Below are 23,857 nucleotides of genomic sequence, written 5' to 3'. Positions count from 1 at the left end.
ATTACTCCTTTGCTAAAAATTGTTGAGCAAGTAATAACGCACTGATGCTTCTTGCTTCTGAAAAATCAAGATGATGCAATAACTCTGACGCTTGCGTTAAAGGCCAACGAACAATATCTAACGGCTCAGGTTCATCCCCCTCAAGCTGTTCAGGATATAAACCTTGAGCGACAAATAACGTCATCTTACTTGAGAAATATGATGGCGCTAACACCAACTCTTTTAGTGGTGTTAATGTCTCTGCACCAAAACCAATTTCTTCTTTCAATTCTCGACTTGCGGCCTCTAAAGGTGTCTCACCTGGATCGATTAATCCCTTAGGAAAACCCAGTTCATAACTTTCAGTTCCTACCGCGTACTCTCGAACGAGCAATAAATCACCTTGCTCAGTCACTGGCACCATCATCACGGCGTGACGTCCACTCGGTTTCATTCTTTCGTAGGTGCGTTCAACCCCATTAGAAAAGCGTAAATCTACCGATTCAATACAAAACAACTTTGATTGTGCTTCAACGCGTTTATCTAAAATTGTCGGCAATTGTTTTTTAGCCATTGTATTTCCTTACAGACGTCCTGAATAAGTTACTTTATATTGCCCTTTTGCATCCGGCTTGCCTAGCCATTTAAGCTGACTTCTCAAGCTAGAAGGAAAGTTTGCCTCAGGTTTGATCCACCCATTTACTTGATAAGAGCGGTTAGGATTCAATACTACATCAAACTGGCTAACGACATCTTCTGATGATTGCTTACTGCTTAATGTAACTTTGTTATCAACACAAGTGACTTCAGCAATCACGGTTTTAGGATCAATATTACCTAATGGTGAAACAATTTTCCCACCAGACCAAACTACTTCACCACTCGCTTGCTTACACCATGGTTGACCTTGTTGGAAAGACGTAATACTGACTTCAGCTTGTCCTTGTAAAGACACTGGCAATGCCATTGGTAATCGATTCATCACATTAGATACAGGAAAAGAAACCACCATATCTTCAGCGTAGGCTCCCATTGAAACACTGTAGCCAACGATCCCTTTTCCACGTAATTCCAATTCACTGCCACGACCAAAACGCACAGAAAATACAGCGTGTCCTTTTAGAATAGCCAATGGATCAATTTGCCACTGAACTTGGCCATAATTTACTCGTTGCCAAGAAAGAGAATCTACTTGCCCTTTCCACGGTGTTCCTGATAATCCCGTTAACTCTAAACCTCTTACTGTCGGTACTTGATCCACTACCCATTGAATAGGAATGTGTAATAAAGAGCTAAAGGTAAAGAAGGTAGAGAATACCGTCGCGATCAATAATTTAAACTTCATGATGCCTCTCGACTTAATTGCAGACGGTTCACTTCCACCATTCCTTCAGTGTCGGTTTTATTTAAATCTAAAAATTGAACATTAATACCTTGAGAATCACGTAAGTAAGCTAACCAATTTACCAAGGTATTAAACGGCAGTGGTTTAACCCACACTTGCATTTGTTCACCACGAGGCTGCATGCGGATCAATTCAATTCTAAATTGACGAGTGCTGCTTGGGATCACCTGATTCATTGGTTGAATTGCCACTTGCGAGGTCGATGAAGTCCCCCCTCTTAATGTCACTATCGTATTGGCTTTCTTTTGTACCCACGTTAACAAGCTTCGTTCACTATTAATTCGGTTCTCGGCAATCTCAGCACGATCATTTAACGGCTTAATCCCCCCCCAATATAATGCAGCAATAACTAATGCTGTACTGCCACCACCAACTAATGCTCGCTCACGCGGTGAGATACTTTGCCACCAGGTCATTAAGGCTTTCATTATTTTCTCCTAATAATAATCGCACCAAACACTTGGTCTTGATTTTTATTTAATTGCCCTTGTTCAACATCAAACTTAGTATTTAACTCTGACGTTAATTGCTCAAAATATGGAAAATCTGACGCACTGGCTTGTAGGCGTAATTCATCGCGTTTGCCATCAAATTTTAAGCTCTGCAATTTCACTTGAGGTACTTTTACTAAATATGGCGTCAACTCCGACATCCATGCTAATAAATCATCTCCACCAGACCCACCTTGTAAGCGTGCTTCTTCATTTTTCATTTGAGATTTTAAATAACTCATCGTTGGGATCTTACGCTTACCAGGAAAAACATCTCTAAAAATACGCTCACTTTCAGCGCGTAACGCAAGGCTATGTTGTTCCAACTTTTGTACTTCTGAAACGTGTTGAGCAACAAAAGCGATCATGACTAAACCAAAGGCTAAAATTACTTTCTGCCAAATTCTCCAATGCTTACGCCATGAAGACTGAGGACGATAGCGACCATTTAGCAAGTTAATTTTAGACGTTAACGCCCCCTCTGCAAGCAGCTGCATAACCAGCTCTGGTGTCTCTTGAACATGCTTTGTATTTTCAATTTCAATCGAGCAAGGAGAGTAGCTATGAAGTGCATAACATGACACATCATCGACCTCATCATTTTCTTCTTGTTCCTTCTCTTCTTTAACAACAATGCCATCAGCCGTTTGAACAGCATGCGCCACCAAACCATCTAAGAGCATTGATAGCCATTCAGGTTCCGCGATAGCACCTTGATATTCACCATAACGTAATAGCCATTGCTGATTAAGTTCAACCATTGCGACACCATCTTGGTGAAAAGGCAGCGACAATACATCAGGAAGTAACCGTTTAGTGTGAATACCTGCATCTGCTAGCAAAGAGATCCACTTCGCCATTTTTTGATGTTCAACAATCGCTACTTGAGCTGTTTTGTTATCTTTCTTTAAAATAACGATGTGTAAGTCATCGACATCTTGCGCTAAGTCATCTTCAATAATAAAAGGCAACATAGACTGAAACTGTCGAGCAGCACCTTCTGGTATCGTTACTTCACGCAATAATATATCGCTACTTGGTAACAGTACTAACACACTACGTTGCACACTGTACTGAGTTAATGACCCTAACGTTTCAGAAGAGCTCAACTCTCCCGATGCAATCACTGCTTTATTTTCTGGTGACCAGACTATCCATTGAATGGGATCTGACGACTGATTATTCAGCCTTATTATCAGATGTTCGCTCATTCATTCCTCCATATTGGCGACGGATAACGTTCACCACTTTTTTATCACTACTATGCAATAAAGAACGCACACGTACGCGCGAATCTTCTACTAATACTTGAGCATCTAACTCAAAAAACTGACTATCTATTGATAAATACGGTTTAGCTTCTTTTATTGTTTTTTCATCCACTTGGCTGATCGCAGATTCTGCTAAAAAATCATCCACACTTGCCCAACCATCAAAAGGCCGATTCTCTAATACTTCTTGTGCATCACTGTCACTCAAATTAGGAGAGAATAAAGCCACCAATATTTTTGCTTGCTCTGGCTGTAACGTATTTACATTCAAATACCAATTTGCGCTTGGGATTGCACATACCAATGACGAAACGGCAGTAAATACATCCGCCGTCACCCCGTTAATAGCTCGTAATTCGCTGACATCAGCAATCCAACCATTTGGTGCTAAATACGCAGGTTTAAACGATTGATAAGTACTGTCTTCAACACCTGTCGTTGAACGGACGACATCATCTTTATCCATGAACTCCCAACTAGAATCGGCAATCACTTCAGCTAAATAATTATCCACCTCCACAGACTCTAATAAATTCATCCAAACCTTGACCAAAAATGGACGTTGAGAAGGATCAGTCTCTGGCTCTATGTTACTCAGTGCATTTAAATTAAAACAAGCTTGCTTATCTTTAACGCTACCTAGTGCTTCACCATAATCAAGTGGGTAAGTCGTTTCTTCTGTTGCCCACATTTGGCTAAGATTGATGGTGTTACCATCTTTGTATGCTTCTTCTATTCCTGCTTTTGCTAACGCTTCAACACCAATAGTGTACCAATAGGCTTGTTGATGATTTATCTGATTTTCGGCACGGTGAAACTGAATAAATAAACGCTCTGACATTTGCGCTGCAATAGTCGCCATTATGGCTAACAACATTAAGACGACGATTAATGCGACACCTTTCTGTTTCTGTATTTTAGTGTTGATTTTCATACTCAACCATCACCCTCTACGTCATCACTATTCTGAGTACTTTGATCCAGTTTATAACCAGAGGTAAGATAAATTCGTTCAATGTCGCCATAATCTTTAAACGTCACAATCACCTTAGTTGCTTGCGGTAATTGATCTTTAATTTGCCATTTTTTTTGCCAGCTTTTACCATCATAGAACTCAAACTTTAGCTCATCAACACCATCAATTAATGGCGTCACTACTGGCTTTTGTCCTACTGGCGTATCTGGATAGCGCCACCATAATCGTTCAAGTTGATTTTCAACAACTCGATAACCTACTTTGGTAATTTCACCGCGAGGGAACGCTTGCTGGGGGTTTTTCCATCCCAAACGAACAAATAAAATGCCTTGCGATTCTGAATCCAATAAGTACTCATCAGCTGACACCAATTTGCCATCCGCTTTTTCTCCATTGGTTCTAAATTGTCGCGCGACTATTTGACGAAAATCATTGTCTAAAAAAACCAAACTGCGTTGTAAGGCTTTAATCCGCTCACTTTTCTCTAATGATTGCTCATTACTGCGCTGCACTTGGTTTAGCACTTGATAGGCAGAAAAACTTAAGGTGGCAAATACTGAGATCGCGACCATCACTTCAATAAGCGTGAAGCCTCGTGACTTCTGATAATTAGAACTACGGCGCAACATAGGTTCTTACCGTTAATAAGGGCGATTGTTGATCTTTGGTTGTCGCAACAGACACATCAACCGACTTTAAAATATCGGAGGTCGTTTTCACTGGTGCAATAGTCCAATACCATGTTTGACCCGCTAATTCGGTTTCCCCTTTTTTAGTCGAGGTTGGTGGCTTATCTAACATCATTAGTGCCATTTGATTGTCAATCACCATAGAAGCAAAGGTCTTCTCTTCTAGATAACTTAGGGTATTAATGTGTTGAGTTACAGAGCGAAGTACGCTCAATGCAGCCGTAGCAAAGATAGCCAGAGCAACCAACACCTCAAGTAGAGTCATACCCTTATTTAATGAACGATAAGAACGATTACTCATCAATCTCTTCCCCTGGCTTGATCAGAGTAATCACACCGGATTCATCTACTTTAATTAACCACGTTTTATCATCTACATTGCCACGCTCATTAGCAGGTAAAAAACGAATAAAAAATGGCGTGACCTCTCCGCTCGATAACACCATTACTTGGGGTGGTTTAGGTTTTTTCTTTTCTTCAACATCAGCGAACATCTCTTCATCAAACAAAGAGCCAGGTTCAAATAAGCGGTCATCATCTGCCCATGCAGAGCCGCCGAGTTCCATTTCAAAGGTAATCTCATCTTCCATTTTCACTTCGGTAAAAAAGCGACTTTCCTCAAGAGGCTGCCAACCATCTGATTTCAATGTCATAAAGCGATATTCTTGTCGCTCTTGATTAAAATAGATGCCGTAATCCATCCCGTTGAGTAAAGCATCCTCATTGAGAAGCTGTACTAACTGATAAAAACGTGAGGCTTGTTCTTCGAGTTGATCGTCACTACTTTCAGGTAAACTCATGATGACCGCCATCGAACTCACCGACAGCAGCACCAACACCAACATAATTTCGATTAGGGTAAACCCAACCTCACGTTTTATTTTCATCACTATTCTTATCTAAATATAAGCTTACGACTTATTAAAAGTCTTGCATGTTCCAGTTGCCAATATCTGCATTTACACCTTCACCGCCTTCTTGACCATCAGCACCTAGAGAGAAAATATCAATAGTGCCGTTATCGCCAGGACTTAGATATTGGTATTCGTTGTCCCACGGATCATTTGGTAAACGACGAATGTAACCATCAGCACGGTAATTACGAGGCTCAGGTGTTGCTGATGGTTTCGATACTAACGCATCTAAACCTTGATCTGTTGATGGGTACACACTGTTATCTAGCTTGTACATATCTAATGAGTTCTCTAGTGCCACTATATCGGTGACCGCTTTTTGTTGATCGGCCTTCTCTTTGTTACCCAGTAAGTTTGGAACAACTAAGCTCGCTAACACACCAAGAATAACGATAACAACCATAACTTCTAAAAGAGTAAAGCCGCCTTGTTTACGGTGAGCTGAATTGACTTGCATGGAATAACTCCTAACGTTAAAAATTCTATATAAATAAAAGCAAAAATAGATAGCAGCAAATGCTACCCAACTAAATTGTTTAATTCGATAATTGGCATCAGTGTCGCAACAACAATGAAGAGAACGATCCCAGCCATAAAAACAATAAGCAATGGTTCAAAAATACCTAGAGCCATGTTCACTAACGATTCAAAATCACGATCTTGATTATCTGCCGAGCGCGTTAACATTTGCTCTAACTCACCACTTTGTTCACCACTGGCAATCATATGCAGCATCATTGGTGGAAACAACTTTGTTTGCTCAAGCGAAATTCGCAAACTCGCCCCTTCACGAACATTATCGGCCGCTTCTAACACTTGCTGTTTAAAATATTTATTACTCATTACGTCTGCTGCGACTTTCATGCCATCCAATAATGGAATGGCACTAGAAGTACAGATCGATAGCGTACGTGCAAAACGAGACGTATTTAAACCACGAACCACTTTACCAATAACAGGAAGTCGTAATACTTTTTTATCCCACGCTAAACGTAAGTGCGGCTTAGTCAGTAACCACTTCACCCCAACAATCACCAGCACAACAGCAACGACAACCAAAAGCCCCCAATGAACAACAAAATTACTGGCAGCCAGTAATATTTCAGTCACCGTTGGTAGCCCTTGTCCCATTTTCACAAACTGATCGACAATTTTAGGAACCACAGTAGCAAGCAAAAAGGAGATAACCGCTATCGCAATTAATGTCAGCATGATTGGATAAATCATCGCTTGTTGTAATTTACTGCGCATCTTTTGACGGTTCTCTGCGTAATCAGCTAAGCGGTTTAATACCGTATCCAAATGACCCGATTTTTCACCCGCAGCAACCATGGAACAAAACAAATCATCAAACACATGAGGGTATTCACCAAAGCTTTCAGCTAATGGATAACCTTCTATCACTTTTGAACGAACGCCCATCATCATATTACGAATGTGTGCTTTTTCGCCTTGCTCTGCGACCGCTTTTAAACACTCTTCTAATGGCATACCAGCTTGAACTAAGGTTGCTAATTGGCGTGTAATTAACGATAAATCATTCACGCTAATGCCACGATTAAAGCTCAGCCCTTGAGATGCATTTTTCTTTTGTTTAGATTTAGTTTCAATCACCTCAACAGGAATAAGGCCTTGCTCTTTTAGACGCTGACGAACTTGGCGAGCATTATCACCTTCCATCACGCCTTTTTTTTGTTTGCCGTTTTTTTCGAGGGCTTTGTATTCAAATGCTGCCATTTATCCCTCCCGAGTGACTCGCATCACCTCTTCTAACGTAGTGATACCTTGTTGTACTTTTAATAAACCATCTTGCTGAATACCACGCGTATTCTTACGCACTTCTTTTTCGATCTCTTGTTCGCCTGCTTCTTTATGAATTAGTTCTTGTACTTTTTCAGTGACAACCAGTAATTCATGAATGCCGGTACGCCCACGATAACCTTTGCCATTACAGTGTTCACAACCCACTGGTTTATAGAGCACGAGATCATCGGATGGTGATAAAGAAAAGAGTTTTTTCTGCTCGTCATCGGCTTGAGAAGGGGTTTTACACTCCTTACATAAGGTACGAACCAGACGTTGAGCAAGAACACCCAATAAAGAAGAGGAAATTAAGAAAGGCTCAATTCCCATATCACGAAGACGAGTTATCGCACCAACCGCAGTATTGGTGTGAAGTGTCGACATTACTAAGTGACCCGTTAAGGAGGCTTGAACTGCAATTGCTGCGGTTTCTAAATCACGGATCTCACCAATCATTACCACATCGGGATCTTGACGAAGAATGGCACGTAACCCACGAGCAAATGTCATGTCTACTTTTGGGTTTACTTGCGTTTGCCCAATGCCATCAATATCAAATTCGATTGGGTCCTCAACCGTTAAAATATTGGATTGAGTACTGTCTAATTCCCCTAATCCCGCATATAAGGTCGTTGATTTACCCGAACCTGTAGGTCCAGTAACCAAAATAATACCGTGAGGTCGTTTAATAATATGTTGAAAGTTTTGATGGTTCTTAGCTTCCATCCCTAAACTGTTTAAGTCTAGGCGTGTCGCGTTCTTATCCAATAAACGCATTACCACACGCTCACCATGAGAAGAAGGCATGGTGGAAACACGAACATCGACCGCTCGACCACCAATGCGTAATGAAATACGACCATCTTGTGGGACACGTTTTTCCGCGATGTCTAATTTTGACATCACTTTTACACGTGACACCAATAGTGGCGCTAATTTACGACTTGGGCTGATAACCTCACGTAATACACCATCAACTCGGAAGCGGATCGACAATACTTTTTCAAACGTCTCAATATGAATATCCGACGCCCCTTCTTTGATCGCTTCACCCAGCATGGCATTGATCAATTTAATAATAGGCGCATCGTCTTCTGATTCTAATAAATCATCATTATCTGGTAACTCTTCCGCTAAAGAAAAGAAGTCATCGTTATCGGCACCAATATCTTCCATCAACTGCTGAGCTTCAGATGAATTACGCTGATACACCTGGGTCACCTTAGTATCAAACTCATCTTTAGTTAGCTGAATTAATGAAAAACTCGCCTTACATACTCGACGAATTTCACACAACACCATTGGTGATGGGGTAATTGCATAATACAACACCCATCCCGTAGCGCAGGCTTCAATAACAACGGAATGCCTTTTTGCAAACGTAAAAGGCAAACGCAAGATAGCGGTAGAGTCAGGAAATAGCAGATTCGCCATTACTTATCCTTACCTTCATCATCAAACTGTTCAAAAAAAGCTTGGATCTCAGCAGGGTGTTGAATGTCCTTTCCAAGCTTAGGAAGTACAGGAATATGTGCATCATCCATTAACTTCAAGCCTTTCTCTGCATTATACAATTGCTCTGCACGAATATAGTTATATTTACGTTGAGTAATACCATCTGCCGTCATGCCATCACGAATAATGGTTGGCTTGATGAATATCATTAGGTTTTTCTTCTCAACTTGAGTACTGGTTGATTTGAATAAGTAACCTAAAATTGGAATATCACCTAGGAAAGGGACTTTCGATTCACTTTCCATTGCACGTTCATCAATTAGACCACCAAGTACCAGCATTTTTCCGTCTTCAACCATGACTGATGTATTTAACTGACGCTTAGCAAAGCGTACATCAACTGCACCATTGGCACCCAATACGTTAGAAACTTCTTGTTCGATATCTAAACGAACCGAGTTACCTTCGTTAATTTGTGGTACTACTTTAAGTTTGATACCCACTTCTTTACGATCAACGGTTTGAAATGGGTTGTCATTATTTGCGCCAGAAGTTGAGCCAGTTAGTACTGGCACTTCTTCACCCACAATAAATGACGCTTCGCCGTTATCCATTACAGTAATGCTTGGAGACGACAGAATGTTTGAATTTGAATCAGTAGACACCGCTGTAACCAACGCCGCCCAATCGCCCATCATAATACTAACAGCAGCACCTTGAACGCCGCCTAACGCCGAAGCAAGTGCAGTATAATCACCTTCGGTTGTTGTTTGGACTGGCACCGGATTATTATTACTATCTAATTTATACTCTACTTTCTGTTGATCCTTCGCTTCTTCCAAACCTACCATGGTGGCACCAATGGATGCGCCCGTATTGCTGTATTGGACCATCGCACCCGTTTCTAGGTTACCCCATTGCACACCAAGGTTTACGCCATCGCCTTCTGCTAATTCAACGATCAACGCCTCTATCAGCACTTGAGCACGACGAATGTCTAGCTGAGCAATCACGTCTTTTACTGCACGCATAACATCTGGCGGCGCAGTGATTACTAACGCATTGGTATCGACGTGAGCTGAGATCATCACATCACTACGGTTACTTGAACTTCCGCCTTGAGATCCCCCCTTGCCTGCGGTTAGGTTATCAGAAACCCCTTTTAATACATCGACTAACTCTTCGGCTTTGGCGTAACGTAAATAGACAACTTGGTTATTACCTTTCGTTGCCATTTCAACATCAAGCTGTTTAATTAATTTTTTAAGATGATTACGAACTTTTGGATCACCCGAAATCAAAATAGAGTTAGTACGCTCATCAGCCACTAATTTAGGTTGTAAAAAAGCAGGGGTATTTTTAGCGTCGGTAGTTTTATTTAACGCATCAACAATACGCACCATTTCTGCGGCAGAAGCATTTTTCAGTTCCACCACCTCAACGCCTTTATCTCCCGCTTGGTCAACACGTTCAATAATTTCAGCCAAGCGATTAACAACCGCTGCGCGACCTGTGATCATGATGATATTGGCAGGATCATAATGAACCACGTTACCCGCACCCGCATTATCATTAAGTTGACGTAATAAAGGAGAAAGTTCACGAACAGAGACGTTACGAACCGCAATAACACGCGTGATCACAGCGTCACCCGTTACATTGTCTTTCGCGCCAAGCACAGGAATCGCAGATGTTTTTGCATCTTTATCTTTAATCACTTTAAGAATGCCATTGTCCATTTCTACAACGGCATACCCATAGACTTCTAAAACGCTAAGAAAAAATTGGTAATATTGCTCTTCATTTAAAAGATCATAACTACGAACATCAACTTTACCTCGAACTGATGGATCAACAATGATGGTCTTTTCTAGATTTCGACCAACAATATTGATGAACTCTTGAATATCCGTTCCTTTAAAGCTGGCACTAAAGTCATTTGCGATAGCCGATGTCCACATCATGCTACCCGCAAGTAATAAGGCTCCTTTGCCTGTCCACTTTTTCACAATATACCCTTATTCATTTTCTCATCTACCCGTTATAAACCGATAAAGATGTCATGTAGTTGTCCGTCACGTTGAACGGTTAAATTAAGCTCTGTCATTTCTGACATATTCTTCCACAATGCACTCATTGCTGCTGGATCGGTTAAATCGATCCCATTTAAACTTGTTGCAATATCACCAGGTTTTAAACCTACTGAGTCAAATAATTTCCTGTCTTTACCAGGATTAACTCGGTAGCCTTCAACCTTCCCATCATTACTCACCTGAGAAAGGCGAATATACTTCAATACTGATTGTGGGTTTTCAGCCATTTCTTTTCGAATTTTATCTAACTCATCTTGATTTGAATTTTGGCGATTATTCCCTAAGACCGTTCCTGAACCGCCTGTTGCATTTTTCTCAGTCGATACTTTGGTGTACTCAAGCCCTTCAAGCATCAAGGTTTCATCACGACCATTATTTGAAATAATAATACGATCAGCACTTATCGCCTTTACCATTGCTCTTGTATCATCAATGGTTTCATCAATACCGTATGTGTTTTGCTTACCTCGATTGCCAATAACTGCCAAACTTAAAGCAGGATTAGAACTCGCCACCACACCAGACAACGTTAAATTCAATCTTGTTTTAGGTGCCTCTTTTACTTCAACAACTTTTGGTTGTTCTACTGTTTTTTTAGCATTAAAACGACCGAACACTTGGCCGTTTAATAACGGAGATAAAGAATTATCACTGTTTTTCTTTGCTGATGAATTAACAACAACAACCTTTGGTGACCATTGGGATACCGAGGTCTGTGGCGCTAATATCGACCAAAAAAGAGAACCACAGAGCCATGCAAAGCAAGCCACTAAAGCGACGGTTAGGCCTTTCGATATAGTAGATTGATATACTGACCAATATTGAGGGATTTTATCGATTTTCATATTAGCTATCATTAAGTCCTAATCTTCCTCTTTTTCCTTAAAGTATTTAATACTTACAGGATAATTGATGTCTCTATTTATTATAAGTTAGCGCAGTATTATTACTGCAAATAGCGCAACTTTATTAAATTACTCGTAGCCATATCACGTAATTTGAAAAAAATTTATATTAGAGCACTATTTATCATTAATGACTCTCGTTGAATATGAATTTTGATTAATTCCCCCCAAAAGATTGAAAAAAAAATTCCAGACACCATTAAATAAACAGAGATAGGACAATAGGTGTACACAATGAGTACCAAATCCAATACTAGCGACGGAATAAGACTCGATAAATGGCTCTGGGCAGCTCGTTTTTATAAGACCCGCTCCATTGCTCGCAATATGGTTGATGGCGGTAAAGTTCAATACAATGGTCAACGTTCTAAACCGAGTAAATTGATTGAAGTCGGAGCCGAAATAAAACTTCGTCAAGGCAACAATGAAGAAATCATTGTGATCATCGAGATTATGTCTGATCAACGCCGTGGTGCCCCAGTTGCACAAACACTTTACAAAGAAACACAAAGCAGCATTAAACAGCGTGAAGAAAATGCAAAATTACGCAAACTCAATTCACTAGGCAGCCCACATCCAGATAAACGTCCAGATAAGAAACAACGACGTGATATTATGAGATTTAAGCAGCAGTAAGCTCGCTCTTTCTGTTTCATCCCTTATTTATATTGGTTGTCTTCGCTATACTATAAACAACGACAACCCCTCTAATACAATTGCTGGAGTATTCATGGCAAATAACACATTGCATCGCTACCTATTTGAAGATTTATCTGTTCGTGGTGAATTGGTTCAATTAGATGATGCTTACCAACAAATTATTTCTAGCAAGGAATACCCAAAAGCAGTACAAAATCTTTTGGGTGAGCTATTAGTTGCAACCACACTATTAACTGCAACATTAAAATTTGAAGGCTCGATTACCCTTCAACTTCAAGGTGACGGTCCTGTTTCTCTTGTGGTAATTAATGGCGATAACGATCAAAAAGTTCGTGGTGTCGCTCGCTTTGATGGCGAAATTTCTGATGATGCCACACTGCACCAGTTAATGGGTAAAGGTTACCTAGTTATTACTATCGCACCAAAAGATGGTGAGCGTTACCAAGGTGTTGTTGCACTTGACGGTAAAGATTTAGCGGCATGTTTTGAAGGTTATTTCGAGCGTTCAGAACAATTGAAAACTCGCTTATGGTTACGCCTAGGTGAATTTGAAGGCAAACCTCATGCAGCAGGTATGTTGCTACAAGTTATGCCAGACGGTACTGGTTCTGCTGATGACTTCGAGCACTTAGAACAACTGACAGATACCATTAAAAACGAAGAACTGTTTGGCCTAGAAGGCGAAGACGTACTGTACCGTTTATACAACCAAGATAAAGTACAGTTGTTTGAACCTCAACATGTTGAGTTCTTCTGTGGCTGTTCTCGTGAACGCAGTGCCGGTGCAATTGTGACCATTGAAAGAGCTGAGGTTGATGACATCGTCAAAACCGAAGGTAAGGTCTCTCTTCATTGTGACTACTGTGGTACCAGCTACGACTTTGACAGTATCGATGTTGCTCATATTTTTGAAGAAGCAACAACAGGTAATGACACCGTTCATTAATTTGCCGCATAGAATAAGTTAATTATTTACTGCAAAAGCCAGCCATTAGGTTGGTTTTTTTTATAACTAAATTTGATATAAACCACGTTTTTTATTCCACTTATCCACACTTAATTTTGTTTAAATAATAATCAATTACATCTAGCGCAAACGATTTCTTTAAGAGTAGAATAGGGCTATTGCTATTTTGTGATGATGATTAAACAACCATTACTACTTTATGGTTATTTTATGATTCATCTCGCTGTTTTCAATTTACCCCATTGTTAGCATGTTTAGCAGAACATAAATAATTAAAAAATATTAAAAATATTAAAATCCCTACAAAATTCCTTTAAGGAGCTCCTATGACTGTTATGGAACACAAAAAAGCGACGCAGCTTGATCTGACTAAACATGGTCTAACTGGTGTTACTGACGTACTGCGTAATCCAAGTTATGAACAACTGTTTGAAGAAGAAACACGTCCAGACCTAGAAGGCTATGAGCGTGGTGTAATGACAGAGCTTGGCTCGGTTTCGGTAGATACAGGGATCTTTACTGGTCGCTCCCCAAAAGATAAATACATTGTTAAAGATGACACGACTAAAAATACACTTTGGTGGTCTGATCAAGGTAAAAACGACAATAAAGCCATCACTCCAGCCGTTTGGGATGATCTAAAAGCCTTAGTAACAGAACAACTATCAGGTAAACGTCTGTTTGTCATTGATGGTTATTGTGGTGCAAACCCTGATACTCGCTTGAGTGTTCGAGTGATTACTGAAGTTGCATGGCAAGCTCACTTTGTAAAAAACATGTTCATTCGACCAACAGAAGAAGAACTTGCTACTTTTGAACCTGATTTTGTCGTGATGAACGGTGCTAAAGTCACTAATCCGAATTACGTAGAGCATGGATTAAATTCAGAAAACTTTGTTGCGTTCAACTTAACAGAGCGCGTACAAATCATCGGTGGTACTTGGTACGGCGGTGAAATGAAAAAAGGCATGTTCGCAATGATGAACTACCTTCTTCCACTCAAAGGCATTGCTTCAATGCACTGCTCTGCAAACGTGGGTAAAGAAGGGGATGTAGCGGTATTCTTTGGTTTATCTGGTACAGGTAAAACCACACTATCAACCGATCCAAAACGCCAACTAATTGGTGATGATGAGCATGGCTGGGATGATGATGGCATCTTTAACTTTGAAGGAGGCTGTTACGCTAAAACAATTCGCCTATCAAAAGAAGCTGAACCTGATATTTATAACGCAATTCGTCGTGATGCGCTGTTAGAGAACGTAACCGTTCGTAACGATGGCACGATTGATTTTGATGACAGTTCAAAAACAGAAAACACTCGTGTTTCTTACCCTATTTATCACATTGATAATATCGTTAAGCCAGTATCAAAAGCAGGCCATGCGAATAAAGTTATTTTCTTAACAGCAGATGCATTTGGTGTTCTACCTCCTGTAGCAAAACTAACGCCAGAACAAACGAAATATCACTTCCTCTCAGGATTTACTGCAAAACTTGCTGGTACTGAACGAGGGATTACTGAACCAACACCAACCTTCTCTGCGGCTTTTGGTGCAGCATTCCTAACTCTGCACCCAACACAATACGCTGAAGTATTAGTTAAACGTATGGAAGCAGCAGGCGCAGAAGCTTACATCATCAATACTGGCTGGAATGGCACAGGTAAACGTATCTCAATCCAAGATACTCGCGCAATCATTGATGCAATTTTAGATGGGTCAATTGACCATGCTGAAACCAAAAACATCCCAGTATTTAACCTTGAAGTTCCAACATCACTACCGGGTGTTGATACCTCAATCTTAGATCCGCGTGATACTTACACTGACCCCCTACAATGGGACAGCAAAGCCGAAGATCTTGCACAGCGTTTTATCAAAAACTTTGCTCAATACACAGATAACGATGAAGGTAAGGCCTTAGTAAAAGCAGGCCCTCAACTTAACTAGCCCAAGTTAATCCATCGATAGATTTAAGCCTTACTTTTCAGTAGGGCTTTTTCATTACCCCTCCATATTTTCAATGAAAGTCAGAAAGAAACAGTGATTATTACTGAGTAAACCACCACAATAGCTTGATTGCATCTCACTTTTACTCCACTCTTTCTATTCCTATTTATTTTTTGGAGTTAACAATGTACACCACGCTGAAAAGCCTAGGCTGGCTTATCACTTTCTGTCTACTCTCTGTGGTCACATTTTTATCCCTTTTGCATACACCTTATGCTCAACCACTATTAAATCCACTTGTTGAAAAATTATCAGACCAAAAAATATCTTTTGGGGAGCTAAACTACTCCATTCAAGATCCTCTGCACCTCACAATTTCAGAGATCACCATTCACACTGACAATGAATTAATAATACAGCGCGTTGATTTTTGGCTTTCTCAGCACCCTATACAACAAGGTAAGTTGGCGTTTGATAGCATCAAAATTGATGGCCTAAGCCTACAAAATGGATTACCAAACACACAACGTGCCGATTGGATTTCAATCGCTCAACTGAGTATTTCTAATTTAGATTTTGCCAATGACGATTTGGTGATTCGTGACGCACAGGCTCAGCTAACTAATTGGTCAATTGAGAAAGAAAAAACATTACCATTTGAAGGTGATTTCCAGTTCTCAACTCAACAATTATATTGGCAAGGCGAAGCGCTTGATGATGTATTAATTGATGGTTATTACAGTGAAGATTACACTGCACTACATGGTATTTCTCTCACATGGAGAGATAGCACCATCACCGCTCAAGCTGAACTAAAAGAAAATAAGTTATGGGTTATCCCTCAATTTACCTTGCGTAAATTTAATTTAGAATCTGATAATGCCGACATCATTGGCAAACCATTAGCGTGGTTATCTCAACAACATTTTACTTATCAATTTGAACGAATTGATCTATTAGATATCAATGTTGAACTTCCTCAATTCTCAGTAAACAATTTAAGTCTATCTGCTGAAAACGTACTGCTGCCTTATCATTTATGGCAACAAAGTAACGCTAATATTTCTTTCAATGCCGATAGCTTAGTCTGGAATGAACACGTTATTGAAATGCCTATATTTAACCTAATATTGAATGGTAAAGAGGCCAATATTTCAACGCTTTCTTTTGATATTTTTGATGGCAATATTCAACTTGCAGGTAAAATTTCACCGACAGCGATTAATCTAACATCACTAACGTTAAGCCAAATAAAATGGTTACTTAATGAGACAGAAGTTGCTGCAATCCAAAAATACATCAAGCAACTTCAGCAAGTTAAAATAGCGGAACTTGACGTTAATAACATCCAACTGATTCAGCTGGATAATGAACACCCTTATCAAGTTTCAGGAATAAATTCAGAAGGTCATGACCTCGACTTATTGCGTTATTATCAATGGGGTCTGTGGGATGGGAAGTTATCTCTTAGTGCCTCTAGTGCCAGTTTTAATTACCTATTAAGTCAGCAACTATTGATAGAAATGAACGCTGAAAACGGATTATGGACAATAGATCGCGCACTATTTCCCTTGGCTGAAGGACTTGTCGGATTAAATGGTAACATTCATTTAACTCAAGACAGCCAGCCTTGGCAATTAGAAGCCTATGGAGACGGATTGCCTATCAGTTATCTGACAACCTTCTTCCCAAATACCATACCTCTCGATGGTGTAGCTGAATTCACCCTTAATGCAAATGGCCTTGCCGCTAATAGAGACAGTTTTAATTACAGCTTTAATGGCGAATTGAACATCAATACTAGAGACATGATAACCACAAAGACAGCTCAAGAGTTATGGCAATATAAACTGGGATTAATCCCAGATGAGGATCAAGAAAAAATCCCTGCGGCCCAATATCCAATACATATCGACCCTATTACTATTACCGCGAATCGTGGACGTATTTCCATTCAGCCAATAACGATGACAGGGAAAGGTTTTAACTACAACGTTGAAGGTGATTACGACTTAGTAAATCCTGGAGACGCAAAAACGATCACCTCGATAACTCAAGAGTGCCACCAATTAGTGCAAAAACTATTTTCAGAAGAAGTGACCATCATTAATTATTGTCAGTAGTAAAAAACGGCCTTGATAAAATAAAAAAGCCCCATCAATTCTGTCTCTGACAACATAATATTGATGGGGCTTTTTCAGATAACGACTAAAATTAATATCGCGACTTAGCTAAAAATAGTTTGATACCACCGCTCTGCATCTTGATACGTTTTCTCTACTGTTTTAGGTGAAAAACCAAGTAATCTGCTAATTTGATCTATCTTATCCCAATTACCGGTATCAATGCTTTCATACAATTCCAACATCGAGCCTAACAAGCCGAGCCTAAGTAAAATGGCTTGTTCGATTTCTTTTGTTAATGATAAGTGTTCTAACACGTCATCAAGCTTTTGGTCCAATAACGCATCAAGTAGTGAAAATAATCCGACAATAAAAGCTTGTTGCCCTGGGGTTCCATTTTGGCAACGGCAGATCATTAACTCACAGAAGCGGCCTTTAATTAAAGACTGCTTATAAAGCTCTTTAGGTTTATTAATCGCAGCGTGCGCTGTCGCGACTAAAGTAACAAATATTGTTATCTGTTCTTCACCAAGATACACCAATGCTTGTTTAAATGACGAAATCGGCTGTTCAAGTCGAACTGAAGCGGTATTTACAAACTTAAGAAGTTGATATGACAAAGAAACATCTTGAGAGATCAGTTGCTCTATGCGAGTAAAATTGACCTCTTCGCGACACACTTCCTGGTACAGTTGCATCGTTAGCAATTCTTCAGATTTTACCACGCGATTTTTAATTATCTCAGGCTTACTAAAAAAGTAACCTTGGAAAAAATAAAAACCCGCCTCAAATACTTGCTGAAATTCTTCGTTGGTCTCAACACGCTCGGCTAAATAATGGCGTTTACAACCTTGCTGCTTATGCGTTTTAACGTACTCACACGCAGTGTCTATTCCCAATTGCATAATATCTAATTTAATAATATGCGAATAAGGTAAAAAACGATCCCACTCCGAATCCAAACTAAAATCATCCAGAGCAATAATATAGCCCATTCGATGAAGGTGCTTAATAGCACTAAAAAGCTCATCATTAGGAATACAGCTTTCTAATACTTCAACGACAATTTTACCCTTAGGAAAAGCCGTAGGGATAAGAGAAATCAAAGACTCTTGGGGGAAGTTTATAAAACTACGAGGAGATTCTAATGCAGGATTACTGCCCGCCGACATAAAGTTTTCAACTAATAATCGGCACGTGGCCTGATTCGCTTCCATATTAGGAAACGCATTAGTCTCACCATCACGAAAAAGTAACTCATACCCTATCGTCTGTTTTTTCCGATTAAGTATCGGTTGTCGGGCAACGTATGCATACATAACTTAAAAGCGATATCCTGTTAAAGGAACAAGTGTCATTATAACCATATCGGCATGAACGCCTACACCTAAAGAAAAGAACGGCAAATGGTAAGTTTATTTATACGCATGATAATCGAATCACCTAAAAAAAAATATACATTTGGTTAATTATCACGCAAGAAAACCTCAGGATATACCATTACTCCAGACAAATAACCGAAAAAGGACAATCAATGTATTCTGTCTGTCTGTAAGTCGATAAAGATTGAAACCTGCATCTTATGGTTGGTTGAGTATATAATTGATATTAACCAACTATTTATTGCCATGTTGTGAGCCCAATGAAAGAGAATATTTTTACTCAAGAATCTCATTATTTTGAAACAATGAAAAATCACGTTACTCCTTTTTGGGAAAGACGCCAACATGGGTTTTATCAAGGTAAAAAAGAGACTCAGCTTCATTGGGTTTCTTTTACTCGTCCTACTAATCATAAAGCCATTATGGTTGTTAACGGGCGTATAGAGAGTGTTTATAAATACCAAGAACTGTTTTATGATCTTTTTTGCCAAGGTTATGATATTTATTCATTTGATCATCGTGGACAAGGCTTATCTGACCGATTAACAGAAAACCGCGATATTGGTCATATCGACGATTTTAATGATTATGTGTTGGATCTAAATAACATGACTCAACACCTCATTACGCCTGAAAATTATCAAGATTGCTATTTACTCGGCCACTCCATGGGCGGAGCCATTGCCACTCAATACGTAGAAACTCACTCGCATCCATATTCAGCATTAGCGTTAAGTGCTCCAATGCATGGCATTTATATTGAACCTTGGTTAAAGCCGATAGCAGGGACTGTAAGCCACTACTTAAGTCGTTGGGCTTCACAGCCTACTTACGCATTAGGGCAAGAACCTTACCATGCGAAGCCTTTCCTAAATAATACGCTTACCACTAGTGAGACCCGTTATCAATGGTTTAGAGATCTATACGCTTCAAGACCAGAACTGCAAATTGGTGGCCCGAGTAATCATTGGGTGGCTCAAGCGCTAAAAGGATCAAAGCGCTGTATTGAGCAAGCGGCATCTTGTGTTATTCCAACCCTATTATTACAGGGAGATAATGACCGTATCGTCGATAATAATGCTCATGTCGCTTTTCAAAAAAAAGCGCCCAATTGCCAGCTCATCACGATTAAAAATGCGAAGCATGAAATTCTGTTTGAATCCGATAGTTGTCGTAATCAAGCTCTCTCTGAAATCATCAATTTTTTCCAACATCATAGTTCACCATCAGAAATGTGATGCCTTACTAAAGTAAAAAGAGGAAAAGCAATATTGTTATCTTTACCCTCTTTTTTCTTTATAAAGTGACGTAAACTGAACTCAGTTATTTTTAAATCTATTCTTTATTCCTGAGGCTTTATGATTACTATCGTTGCATCTGATCTTGACGGCACCCTGCTTACTCCAGAACACAAAATTGCTGACTTCACAAAAAAGACACTCAATAAACTTCATCAACAAGGATTCACGTTTATTTTTGCAACTGGCCGTCATCATATTGATGTTGGCAATATTCGTAATGACGTGGGTATTCCTGCTTACATGATCACTTCTAATGGCGCGCGTGTTCATGATGCAGATGACACCCTTATTTACAGCAAAAACCTACCTGAAAATTTAGTTCCACAAGTATTGGACCTACTAAAACATGATGAATTGTTATCTATTCATATGTACTCAGATGATAAATGGTTTATCCATAAAGAAGACGAAGAATTAAAAAAATTCCATGACAGTGGTTTTACTTATACTTTATTTGATGTTGAAAACCCACCTGTTGAAAACATGGCAAAAATCTTTGTGACTATGCCAGAGCATGACTATTTAGTTCAATATGAAACACAATTAAAAGCGCAATTTGGTGACCAACTCATGGTGGCATTTTCTACACCTTGGTGTTTAGAAGTAATGGCATCTGAAGTATCAAAAGGCGCAGCATTAGAAGCCGTTGCTAAATTATTAGGTAAGACCTTAGAGAACTGCATCGCTTTTGGTGATGGCATGAATGACTATGAAATGTTGAGCATGGCAGGCAAAGGGATTGTGATGGGGACATCGCATGAGAAAGTAAAAAAAGCACTGCCAAATAATGAAGTTATCGGCTCATCTGCAGATGAAGCGGTTGCTCATTACTTAGAAGATCTATTGTTAAAATAAGCTTACCGACTAGTTGGCCTATCATAGGCCAACTGGTTAACCACTATTTAAAAACAAGTAGTTAACATAAAAATCAAATTAAAAGTAAGCAGGCATAAAAAAGCCAGATGCGTAATTTTACTCATCTGGCTTTTTCTATTTCCATCCGATCACTTTGTTATTTTTTCTTCGCTCTTGGATGGGCTTTATCATACGCTTGAGCAAGATGTTGAAAATCTAAGTGAGTGTAGATTTGCGTCGTTGAAATATTTTGATGTCCTAACAACTCTTGTACTGCTCGTAGATTACCACTTGATTCAAGCATATGCGTTGCAAATGAGTGACGTAATTTATGCGGGCTAATATGACTATTTACCCCCTGTTTCATTCCCCACTCTGTCATTCGTTTTTGCACATTACGGTGAGAAATACGAACACCAAGTTTAGAAACAAACAATCCTTTCTCTTCTGGTTTTGCTAATTGATTTCGTACTTGTAGCCAATGCCCTAGCCATTCTTTGGCTTGGCCAGAAAAAGGGACTTTACGTTCTTTATCGCCCTTACCAATGACTCGTAGTTCACCCTGACGTAATTGAATATCACGAACATCAATGCCCACTAATTCAGCCAAACGCAAACCCGCACCGTACATCAACTCCATCATCGCTCGGTCTCGAATCGATAATGGATCATCTCCATTTATTTCTAATAACTGCCCCATCTCATCCACATCGATATTTTTTGGTAATGGGCGAGATTTACGAGGGGCAGAAACGCCTTTAGCAGGATTTGCTGCTAATATATTACGTAATACAAGAAAATCAAAAAAACTGCGCAGTGAGGATAATCGAGTCGATAAGCTACTCGCTTTCAACCCTGAACGCATACCTTTACTGGTAATTTGTCGCACCCAGCCTGCATCTACGTCTTGCCAAGACTCAACACCTAGCTCAACCAATTGCTCTGCAATCGTTGTTAATTGGCGTTTATAACTGCGTTGAGTATAAATACTTAAGCCTTTTTCATTACGTAAGAATTCATAAAAGGCATCAAGGTGTTTTGAATATTGAAGAGGAAGCACATCACTCATGAGAAAATTTCGACCATTGCATTAATAAATAATGGAACACACTAACCAGCTGTTCTAAAAATAAGGTATCCATATTCGGTTCAAAATGCCGACCATCACGGCTAGCAAAAGCCATAACCCCGATAGGTTGAGATTGACCTAATGGAAGAATAGCAAACGAGCCTAATTCTGCACTTGAATGGTCGAGCCCACCATAGGCCAATAAGCTATCACGCTCAGCTTTACGCAAGCGTCCTAAATAAGCAGAATGTCCATTCAAAAACTTTTTAATAAAATTATCGAGTACGGTTTTATCTACATGATACTTAGGGTGAGAATGATCAATGATTTTAATATGTGCGGTTAAATCTAGAGAAAGCGCTTTCTGCTCAATGATTTTTGCCGCTTGAGAAAAGCCCTCACACGCGAGCAATTGTTTTTGTACATTAGCAAAATCATGAAATAGGCGATCATTCTTTGCTGCAAGTGACATGAGTTGAGTGATTTCCTCTTCTAAGTCACCGATACGATCACGTAATTTACTGACCTGCACTTCAACTAAAGAAATCACGCCTCGCTCAGGCGTGTCGACTTTAATTCGTCCAAGTAGTTCTGGATACTGCTGAAAAAAATCAGGATGATCCATTAAAAATTGAGCAACTACGTCTTCAGTAAGCTGAGTGGGTAGCGGCTCGATTGGTGTTACGTCATTCATATTGATAATTGACCATCATAAACATGGGTAGCAGGGCCAGTCATAAACAACGGATAGCCAGGGCCTTTCCATGAAATCTGTAAATCACCACCAGGTAGATAGACTTTTACGTCTTCACCTAATAATTCTTGCATGATACCAATAGCAACCGCACCACACGCACCACTGCCACACGCTTGAGTTTCGCCAGCACCACGTTCATAAACACGTAATTTCACTTCATTTGGCGATACGATTTCCATAAAGCCTGCATTCACACGCTCAGGGAAACGTTCATGGCCCTCAACTAACGGTCCGTATTTATCAACGTCATAATTATCAATATCATCAACCACGGTGACACAGTGTGGATTACCCATACTTACCGCACCACAGAAAAGCGTTCTATCTTCTGCACGCAGTAAATAGGTTTTCTCAGCTTGGGTTGCTTTAAATGGAATTTTATTTGGTTCAAATACTGGCTCACCCATGTTTACCGTAATTTGATCATCATCTTCCACTTTTAATGTCATTTTGCCTTTTTTGGTACTAACCGAAATACTGATTTTATTGGTCAGACCTTTCATTCGTACGAAACGAGCAAAACAACGAGCGCCATTACCACATTGCTCTACTTCTGTGCCATCAGAATTAAAAATACGGTAGTGAAAATCAGTTTCAGGATCATAGGGGGCTTCAACCACCAATAGCTGATCAAAACCAATCCCACGGTTACGATCGGCTAAACGACGGATTAAATCCGGTGAAAAGAAAATATTTTGAGTTAAGCAGTCAACCACCATAAAGTCATTGCCAAGCCCGTGCATTTTAGAAAAATGAAAGTGCATAGTTGTTCTTCTTTTTTATATTTTTAGGTTGAAGACCAAAAGAGCA

At 39.7% G+C, this 23,857-nt stretch carries 23 protein-coding genes; 6 read left to right on the top strand and 17 right to left on the bottom strand.

Translation table 11 applies throughout. From position 1 onward, the window contains the following. Position 1: 1 nt before the first annotated feature. The 13 genes from nudE to gspC all read right to left on the bottom strand — a co-directional run bounded on the left by nudE (position 2) and on the right by gspC (position 11,921). A complete protein-coding gene (gene nudE, locus Q1K78_RS06395; RefSeq protein WP_300175593.1) occupies positions 2–553 on the bottom strand; it encodes an ADP compounds hydrolase NudE in 552 nt (183 codons plus the stop codon). 9 nt (positions 554–562) lie between these two features. Further along, positions 563–1,324, bottom strand: coding sequence for a type II secretion system protein N (locus Q1K78_RS06390; protein WP_300175591.1), 762 nt, complete (start codon positions 1,322–1,324; stop codon positions 563–565). Beyond that, complete coding sequence (locus Q1K78_RS06385) at positions 1,321–1,812, bottom strand: type II secretion system protein M (RefSeq protein ID WP_300175589.1); 492 nt, start codon at positions 1,810–1,812, stop codon at positions 1,321–1,323. Before Q1K78_RS06385 ends, Q1K78_RS06390 begins: the two co-directional genes overlap by 4 nt. Next, positions 1,812–3,086 carry a type II secretion system protein GspL gene (gene gspL / locus Q1K78_RS06380; RefSeq protein ID WP_300175587.1) on the bottom strand — a complete coding sequence of 425 codons (1,275 nt, stop codon included), beginning with the start codon at positions 3,084–3,086 and terminating at the stop codon, positions 1,812–1,814. The genes Q1K78_RS06385 and gspL overlap by 1 nt, the downstream gene beginning before the upstream one ends. After that, positions 3,055–4,080 carry a type II secretion system minor pseudopilin GspK gene (gspK, locus tag Q1K78_RS06375; RefSeq protein WP_300175585.1) on the bottom strand — a complete coding sequence of 342 codons (1,026 nt, stop codon included), beginning with the start codon at positions 4,078–4,080 and terminating at the stop codon, positions 3,055–3,057. Before gspK ends, gspL begins: the two co-directional genes overlap by 32 nt. Positions 4,081–4,082: 2 nt before the next feature. Continuing rightward, positions 4,083–4,751, bottom strand: coding sequence for a type II secretion system minor pseudopilin GspJ (gene gspJ / locus Q1K78_RS06370; RefSeq protein WP_300175583.1), 669 nt, complete (start codon positions 4,749–4,751; stop codon positions 4,083–4,085). Then, positions 4,738–5,112, bottom strand: coding sequence for a type II secretion system minor pseudopilin GspI (gene gspI, locus Q1K78_RS06365; RefSeq protein ID WP_300175580.1), 375 nt, complete (start codon positions 5,110–5,112; stop codon positions 4,738–4,740). The genes gspJ and gspI overlap by 14 nt, the downstream gene beginning before the upstream one ends. Beyond that, positions 5,105–5,698: a type II secretion system minor pseudopilin GspH gene (gene gspH / locus Q1K78_RS06360; RefSeq protein WP_300175578.1), complete on the bottom strand. Its 594-nt coding sequence runs from the start codon at positions 5,696–5,698 to the stop codon at positions 5,105–5,107. The genes gspI and gspH overlap by 8 nt, the downstream gene beginning before the upstream one ends. A 34-nt stretch (positions 5,699–5,732) precedes the next feature. Beyond that, positions 5,733–6,182 carry a type II secretion system major pseudopilin GspG gene (gspG, locus tag Q1K78_RS06355; RefSeq protein WP_300175576.1) on the bottom strand — a complete coding sequence of 150 codons (450 nt, stop codon included), beginning with the start codon at positions 6,180–6,182 and terminating at the stop codon, positions 5,733–5,735. 62 nt (positions 6,183–6,244) lie between these two features. Then, the gene (gspF, locus tag Q1K78_RS06350) at positions 6,245–7,462 is read right to left on the bottom strand and encodes a type II secretion system inner membrane protein GspF (RefSeq protein WP_300175574.1); all 1,218 of its coding nucleotides are present in this window, start codon (positions 7,460–7,462) and stop codon (positions 6,245–6,247) included. Then, entirely contained in the window at positions 7,463–8,962 is a 1,500-nt protein-coding gene (gspE, locus tag Q1K78_RS06345; protein WP_300175572.1) for a type II secretion system ATPase GspE, read from the bottom strand. Beyond that, a complete protein-coding gene (gspD, locus tag Q1K78_RS06340; RefSeq protein WP_300175570.1) occupies positions 8,962–10,992 on the bottom strand; it encodes a type II secretion system secretin GspD in 2,031 nt (676 codons plus the stop codon). Before gspD ends, gspE begins: the two co-directional genes overlap by 1 nt. A gap of 32 nt (positions 10,993–11,024) precedes the next feature. Continuing rightward, on the bottom strand, positions 11,025–11,921 hold the full coding sequence (gene gspC / locus Q1K78_RS06335) for a type II secretion system protein GspC (protein WP_300175568.1): 897 nt from the start codon (positions 11,919–11,921) through the stop codon (positions 11,025–11,027). A gap of 294 nt (positions 11,922–12,215) precedes the next feature. Between gspC and hslR the strand changes: the two genes are divergently transcribed. The 4 genes from hslR to Q1K78_RS06315 all read left to right on the top strand — a co-directional run bounded on the left by hslR (position 12,216) and on the right by Q1K78_RS06315 (position 17,683). Further along, positions 12,216–12,617 (top strand): ribosome-associated heat shock protein Hsp15, encoded by a 402-nt coding sequence (gene hslR, locus Q1K78_RS06330; protein ID WP_300175566.1) that lies wholly within the window; start codon positions 12,216–12,218, stop codon positions 12,615–12,617. Positions 12,618–12,711: 94 nt separating this feature from the next. Continuing rightward, positions 12,712–13,587, top strand: coding sequence for an Hsp33 family molecular chaperone HslO (gene hslO, locus Q1K78_RS06325; protein ID WP_300175564.1), 876 nt, complete (start codon positions 12,712–12,714; stop codon positions 13,585–13,587). A 347-nt stretch (positions 13,588–13,934) separates the two neighbouring features. Further along, complete coding sequence (gene pckA / locus Q1K78_RS06320; protein WP_300175562.1) at positions 13,935–15,560, top strand: phosphoenolpyruvate carboxykinase (ATP); 1,626 nt, start codon at positions 13,935–13,937, stop codon at positions 15,558–15,560. Between the two features lie 185 nt (positions 15,561–15,745). After that, positions 15,746–17,683: an AsmA family protein gene (locus Q1K78_RS06315; RefSeq protein ID WP_300175560.1), complete on the top strand. Its 1,938-nt coding sequence runs from the start codon at positions 15,746–15,748 to the stop codon at positions 17,681–17,683. Positions 17,684–17,787: 104 nt separating this feature from the next. On the opposite strand, the gene Q1K78_RS06310 is transcribed toward Q1K78_RS06315, so the two are convergent. Beyond that, the gene (locus tag Q1K78_RS06310) at positions 17,788–19,002 is read right to left on the bottom strand and encodes an HDOD domain-containing protein (RefSeq protein ID WP_300175558.1); all 1,215 of its coding nucleotides are present in this window, start codon (positions 19,000–19,002) and stop codon (positions 17,788–17,790) included. A gap of 323 nt (positions 19,003–19,325) precedes the next feature. Between Q1K78_RS06310 and Q1K78_RS06305 the strand changes: the two genes are divergently transcribed. Continuing rightward, entirely contained in the window at positions 19,326–20,303 is a 978-nt protein-coding gene (locus Q1K78_RS06305; protein ID WP_300175556.1) for an alpha/beta fold hydrolase, read from the top strand. A 120-nt stretch (positions 20,304–20,423) separates the two neighbouring features. After that, positions 20,424–21,221 carry a Cof-type HAD-IIB family hydrolase gene (locus Q1K78_RS06300; RefSeq protein WP_300175554.1) on the top strand — a complete coding sequence of 266 codons (798 nt, stop codon included), beginning with the start codon at positions 20,424–20,426 and terminating at the stop codon, positions 21,219–21,221. Between the two features lie 157 nt (positions 21,222–21,378). Here the strand turns inward: Q1K78_RS06300 and xerC are convergent, their stop codons facing one another. Genes xerC through dapF form a run of 3 tightly spaced genes read right to left on the bottom strand, consistent with a single transcriptional unit; the run spans position 21,379 to position 23,811 of the window. Next, a complete protein-coding gene (gene xerC / locus Q1K78_RS06295) occupies positions 21,379–22,290 on the bottom strand; it encodes a tyrosine recombinase XerC (RefSeq protein WP_300175552.1) in 912 nt (303 codons plus the stop codon). Further along, positions 22,283–22,984, bottom strand: a complete 702-nt coding sequence (locus Q1K78_RS06290; RefSeq protein WP_300175550.1) for a DUF484 family protein — start codon at positions 22,982–22,984, stop codon at positions 22,283–22,285. Before Q1K78_RS06290 ends, xerC begins: the two co-directional genes overlap by 8 nt. Beyond that, entirely contained in the window at positions 22,981–23,811 is an 831-nt protein-coding gene (gene dapF, locus Q1K78_RS06285) for a diaminopimelate epimerase (protein WP_300175548.1), read from the bottom strand. The genes Q1K78_RS06290 and dapF overlap by 4 nt, the downstream gene beginning before the upstream one ends. Positions 23,812–23,857: the final 46 nt, after the last annotated feature.

The organism is uncultured Aliivibrio sp., assembly GCF_946479765.1.
Classification (GTDB): domain Bacteria; phylum Pseudomonadota; class Gammaproteobacteria; order Enterobacterales; family Vibrionaceae; genus Aliivibrio.
This window is presented reverse-complemented; position numbering and strand designations above follow the sequence as displayed.

Excerpts from the sequence above, each read along its gene's own strand:
- Q1K78_RS06290 (WP_300175550.1), bottom strand. The coding sequence starts at position 22,984 with ATGAATGACGTAACACCAATCGAGCCGCTACCCACTCAGCTTACTGAA.
- gspH (WP_300175578.1), bottom strand. The coding sequence starts at position 5,698 with ATGAAAATAAAACGTGAGGTTGGGTTTACCCTAATCGAAATTATGTTG.
- gspJ (WP_300175583.1), bottom strand. The coding sequence starts at position 4,751 with ATGTTGCGCCGTAGTTCTAATTATCAGAAGTCACGAGGCTTCACGCTT.
- gspI (WP_300175580.1), bottom strand. The coding sequence starts at position 5,112 with ATGAGTAATCGTTCTTATCGTTCATTAAATAAGGGTATGACTCTACTT.
- pckA (WP_300175562.1), top strand. The coding sequence starts at position 13,935 with ATGACTGTTATGGAACACAAAAAAGCGACGCAGCTTGATCTGACTAAA.
- gspF (WP_300175574.1), bottom strand. The coding sequence starts at position 7,462 with ATGGCAGCATTTGAATACAAAGCCCTCGAAAAAAACGGCAAACAAAAA.
- Q1K78_RS06390 (WP_300175591.1), bottom strand. The coding sequence starts at position 1,324 with ATGAAGTTTAAATTATTGATCGCGACGGTATTCTCTACCTTCTTTACC.
- gspC (WP_300175568.1), bottom strand. The coding sequence starts at position 11,921 with ATGAAAATCGATAAAATCCCTCAATATTGGTCAGTATATCAATCTACT.
- Q1K78_RS06385 (WP_300175589.1), bottom strand. The coding sequence starts at position 1,812 with ATGAAAGCCTTAATGACCTGGTGGCAAAGTATCTCACCGCGTGAGCGA.
- hslO (WP_300175564.1), top strand. The coding sequence starts at position 12,712 with ATGGCAAATAACACATTGCATCGCTACCTATTTGAAGATTTATCTGTT.
- gspG (WP_300175576.1), bottom strand. The coding sequence starts at position 6,182 with ATGCAAGTCAATTCAGCTCACCGTAAACAAGGCGGCTTTACTCTTTTA.
- dapF (WP_300175548.1), bottom strand. The coding sequence starts at position 23,811 with ATGCACTTTCATTTTTCTAAAATGCACGGGCTTGGCAATGACTTTATG.
- nudE (WP_300175593.1), bottom strand. The coding sequence starts at position 553 with ATGGCTAAAAAACAATTGCCGACAATTTTAGATAAACGCGTTGAAGCA.
- xerC (WP_300175552.1), bottom strand. The coding sequence starts at position 22,290 with ATGAGTGATGTGCTTCCTCTTCAATATTCAAAACACCTTGATGCCTTT.
- Q1K78_RS06315 (WP_300175560.1), top strand. The coding sequence starts at position 15,746 with ATGTACACCACGCTGAAAAGCCTAGGCTGGCTTATCACTTTCTGTCTA.
- Q1K78_RS06310 (WP_300175558.1), bottom strand. The coding sequence starts at position 19,002 with ATGTATGCATACGTTGCCCGACAACCGATACTTAATCGGAAAAAACAG.
- gspK (WP_300175585.1), bottom strand. The coding sequence starts at position 4,080 with ATGAAAATCAACACTAAAATACAGAAACAGAAAGGTGTCGCATTAATC.
- Q1K78_RS06305 (WP_300175556.1), top strand. The coding sequence starts at position 19,326 with ATGAAAGAGAATATTTTTACTCAAGAATCTCATTATTTTGAAACAATG.
- gspE (WP_300175572.1), bottom strand. The coding sequence starts at position 8,962 with ATGGCGAATCTGCTATTTCCTGACTCTACCGCTATCTTGCGTTTGCCT.
- gspL (WP_300175587.1), bottom strand. The coding sequence starts at position 3,086 with ATGAGCGAACATCTGATAATAAGGCTGAATAATCAGTCGTCAGATCCC.
- Q1K78_RS06300 (WP_300175554.1), top strand. The coding sequence starts at position 20,424 with ATGATTACTATCGTTGCATCTGATCTTGACGGCACCCTGCTTACTCCA.
- hslR (WP_300175566.1), top strand. The coding sequence starts at position 12,216 with ATGAGTACCAAATCCAATACTAGCGACGGAATAAGACTCGATAAATGG.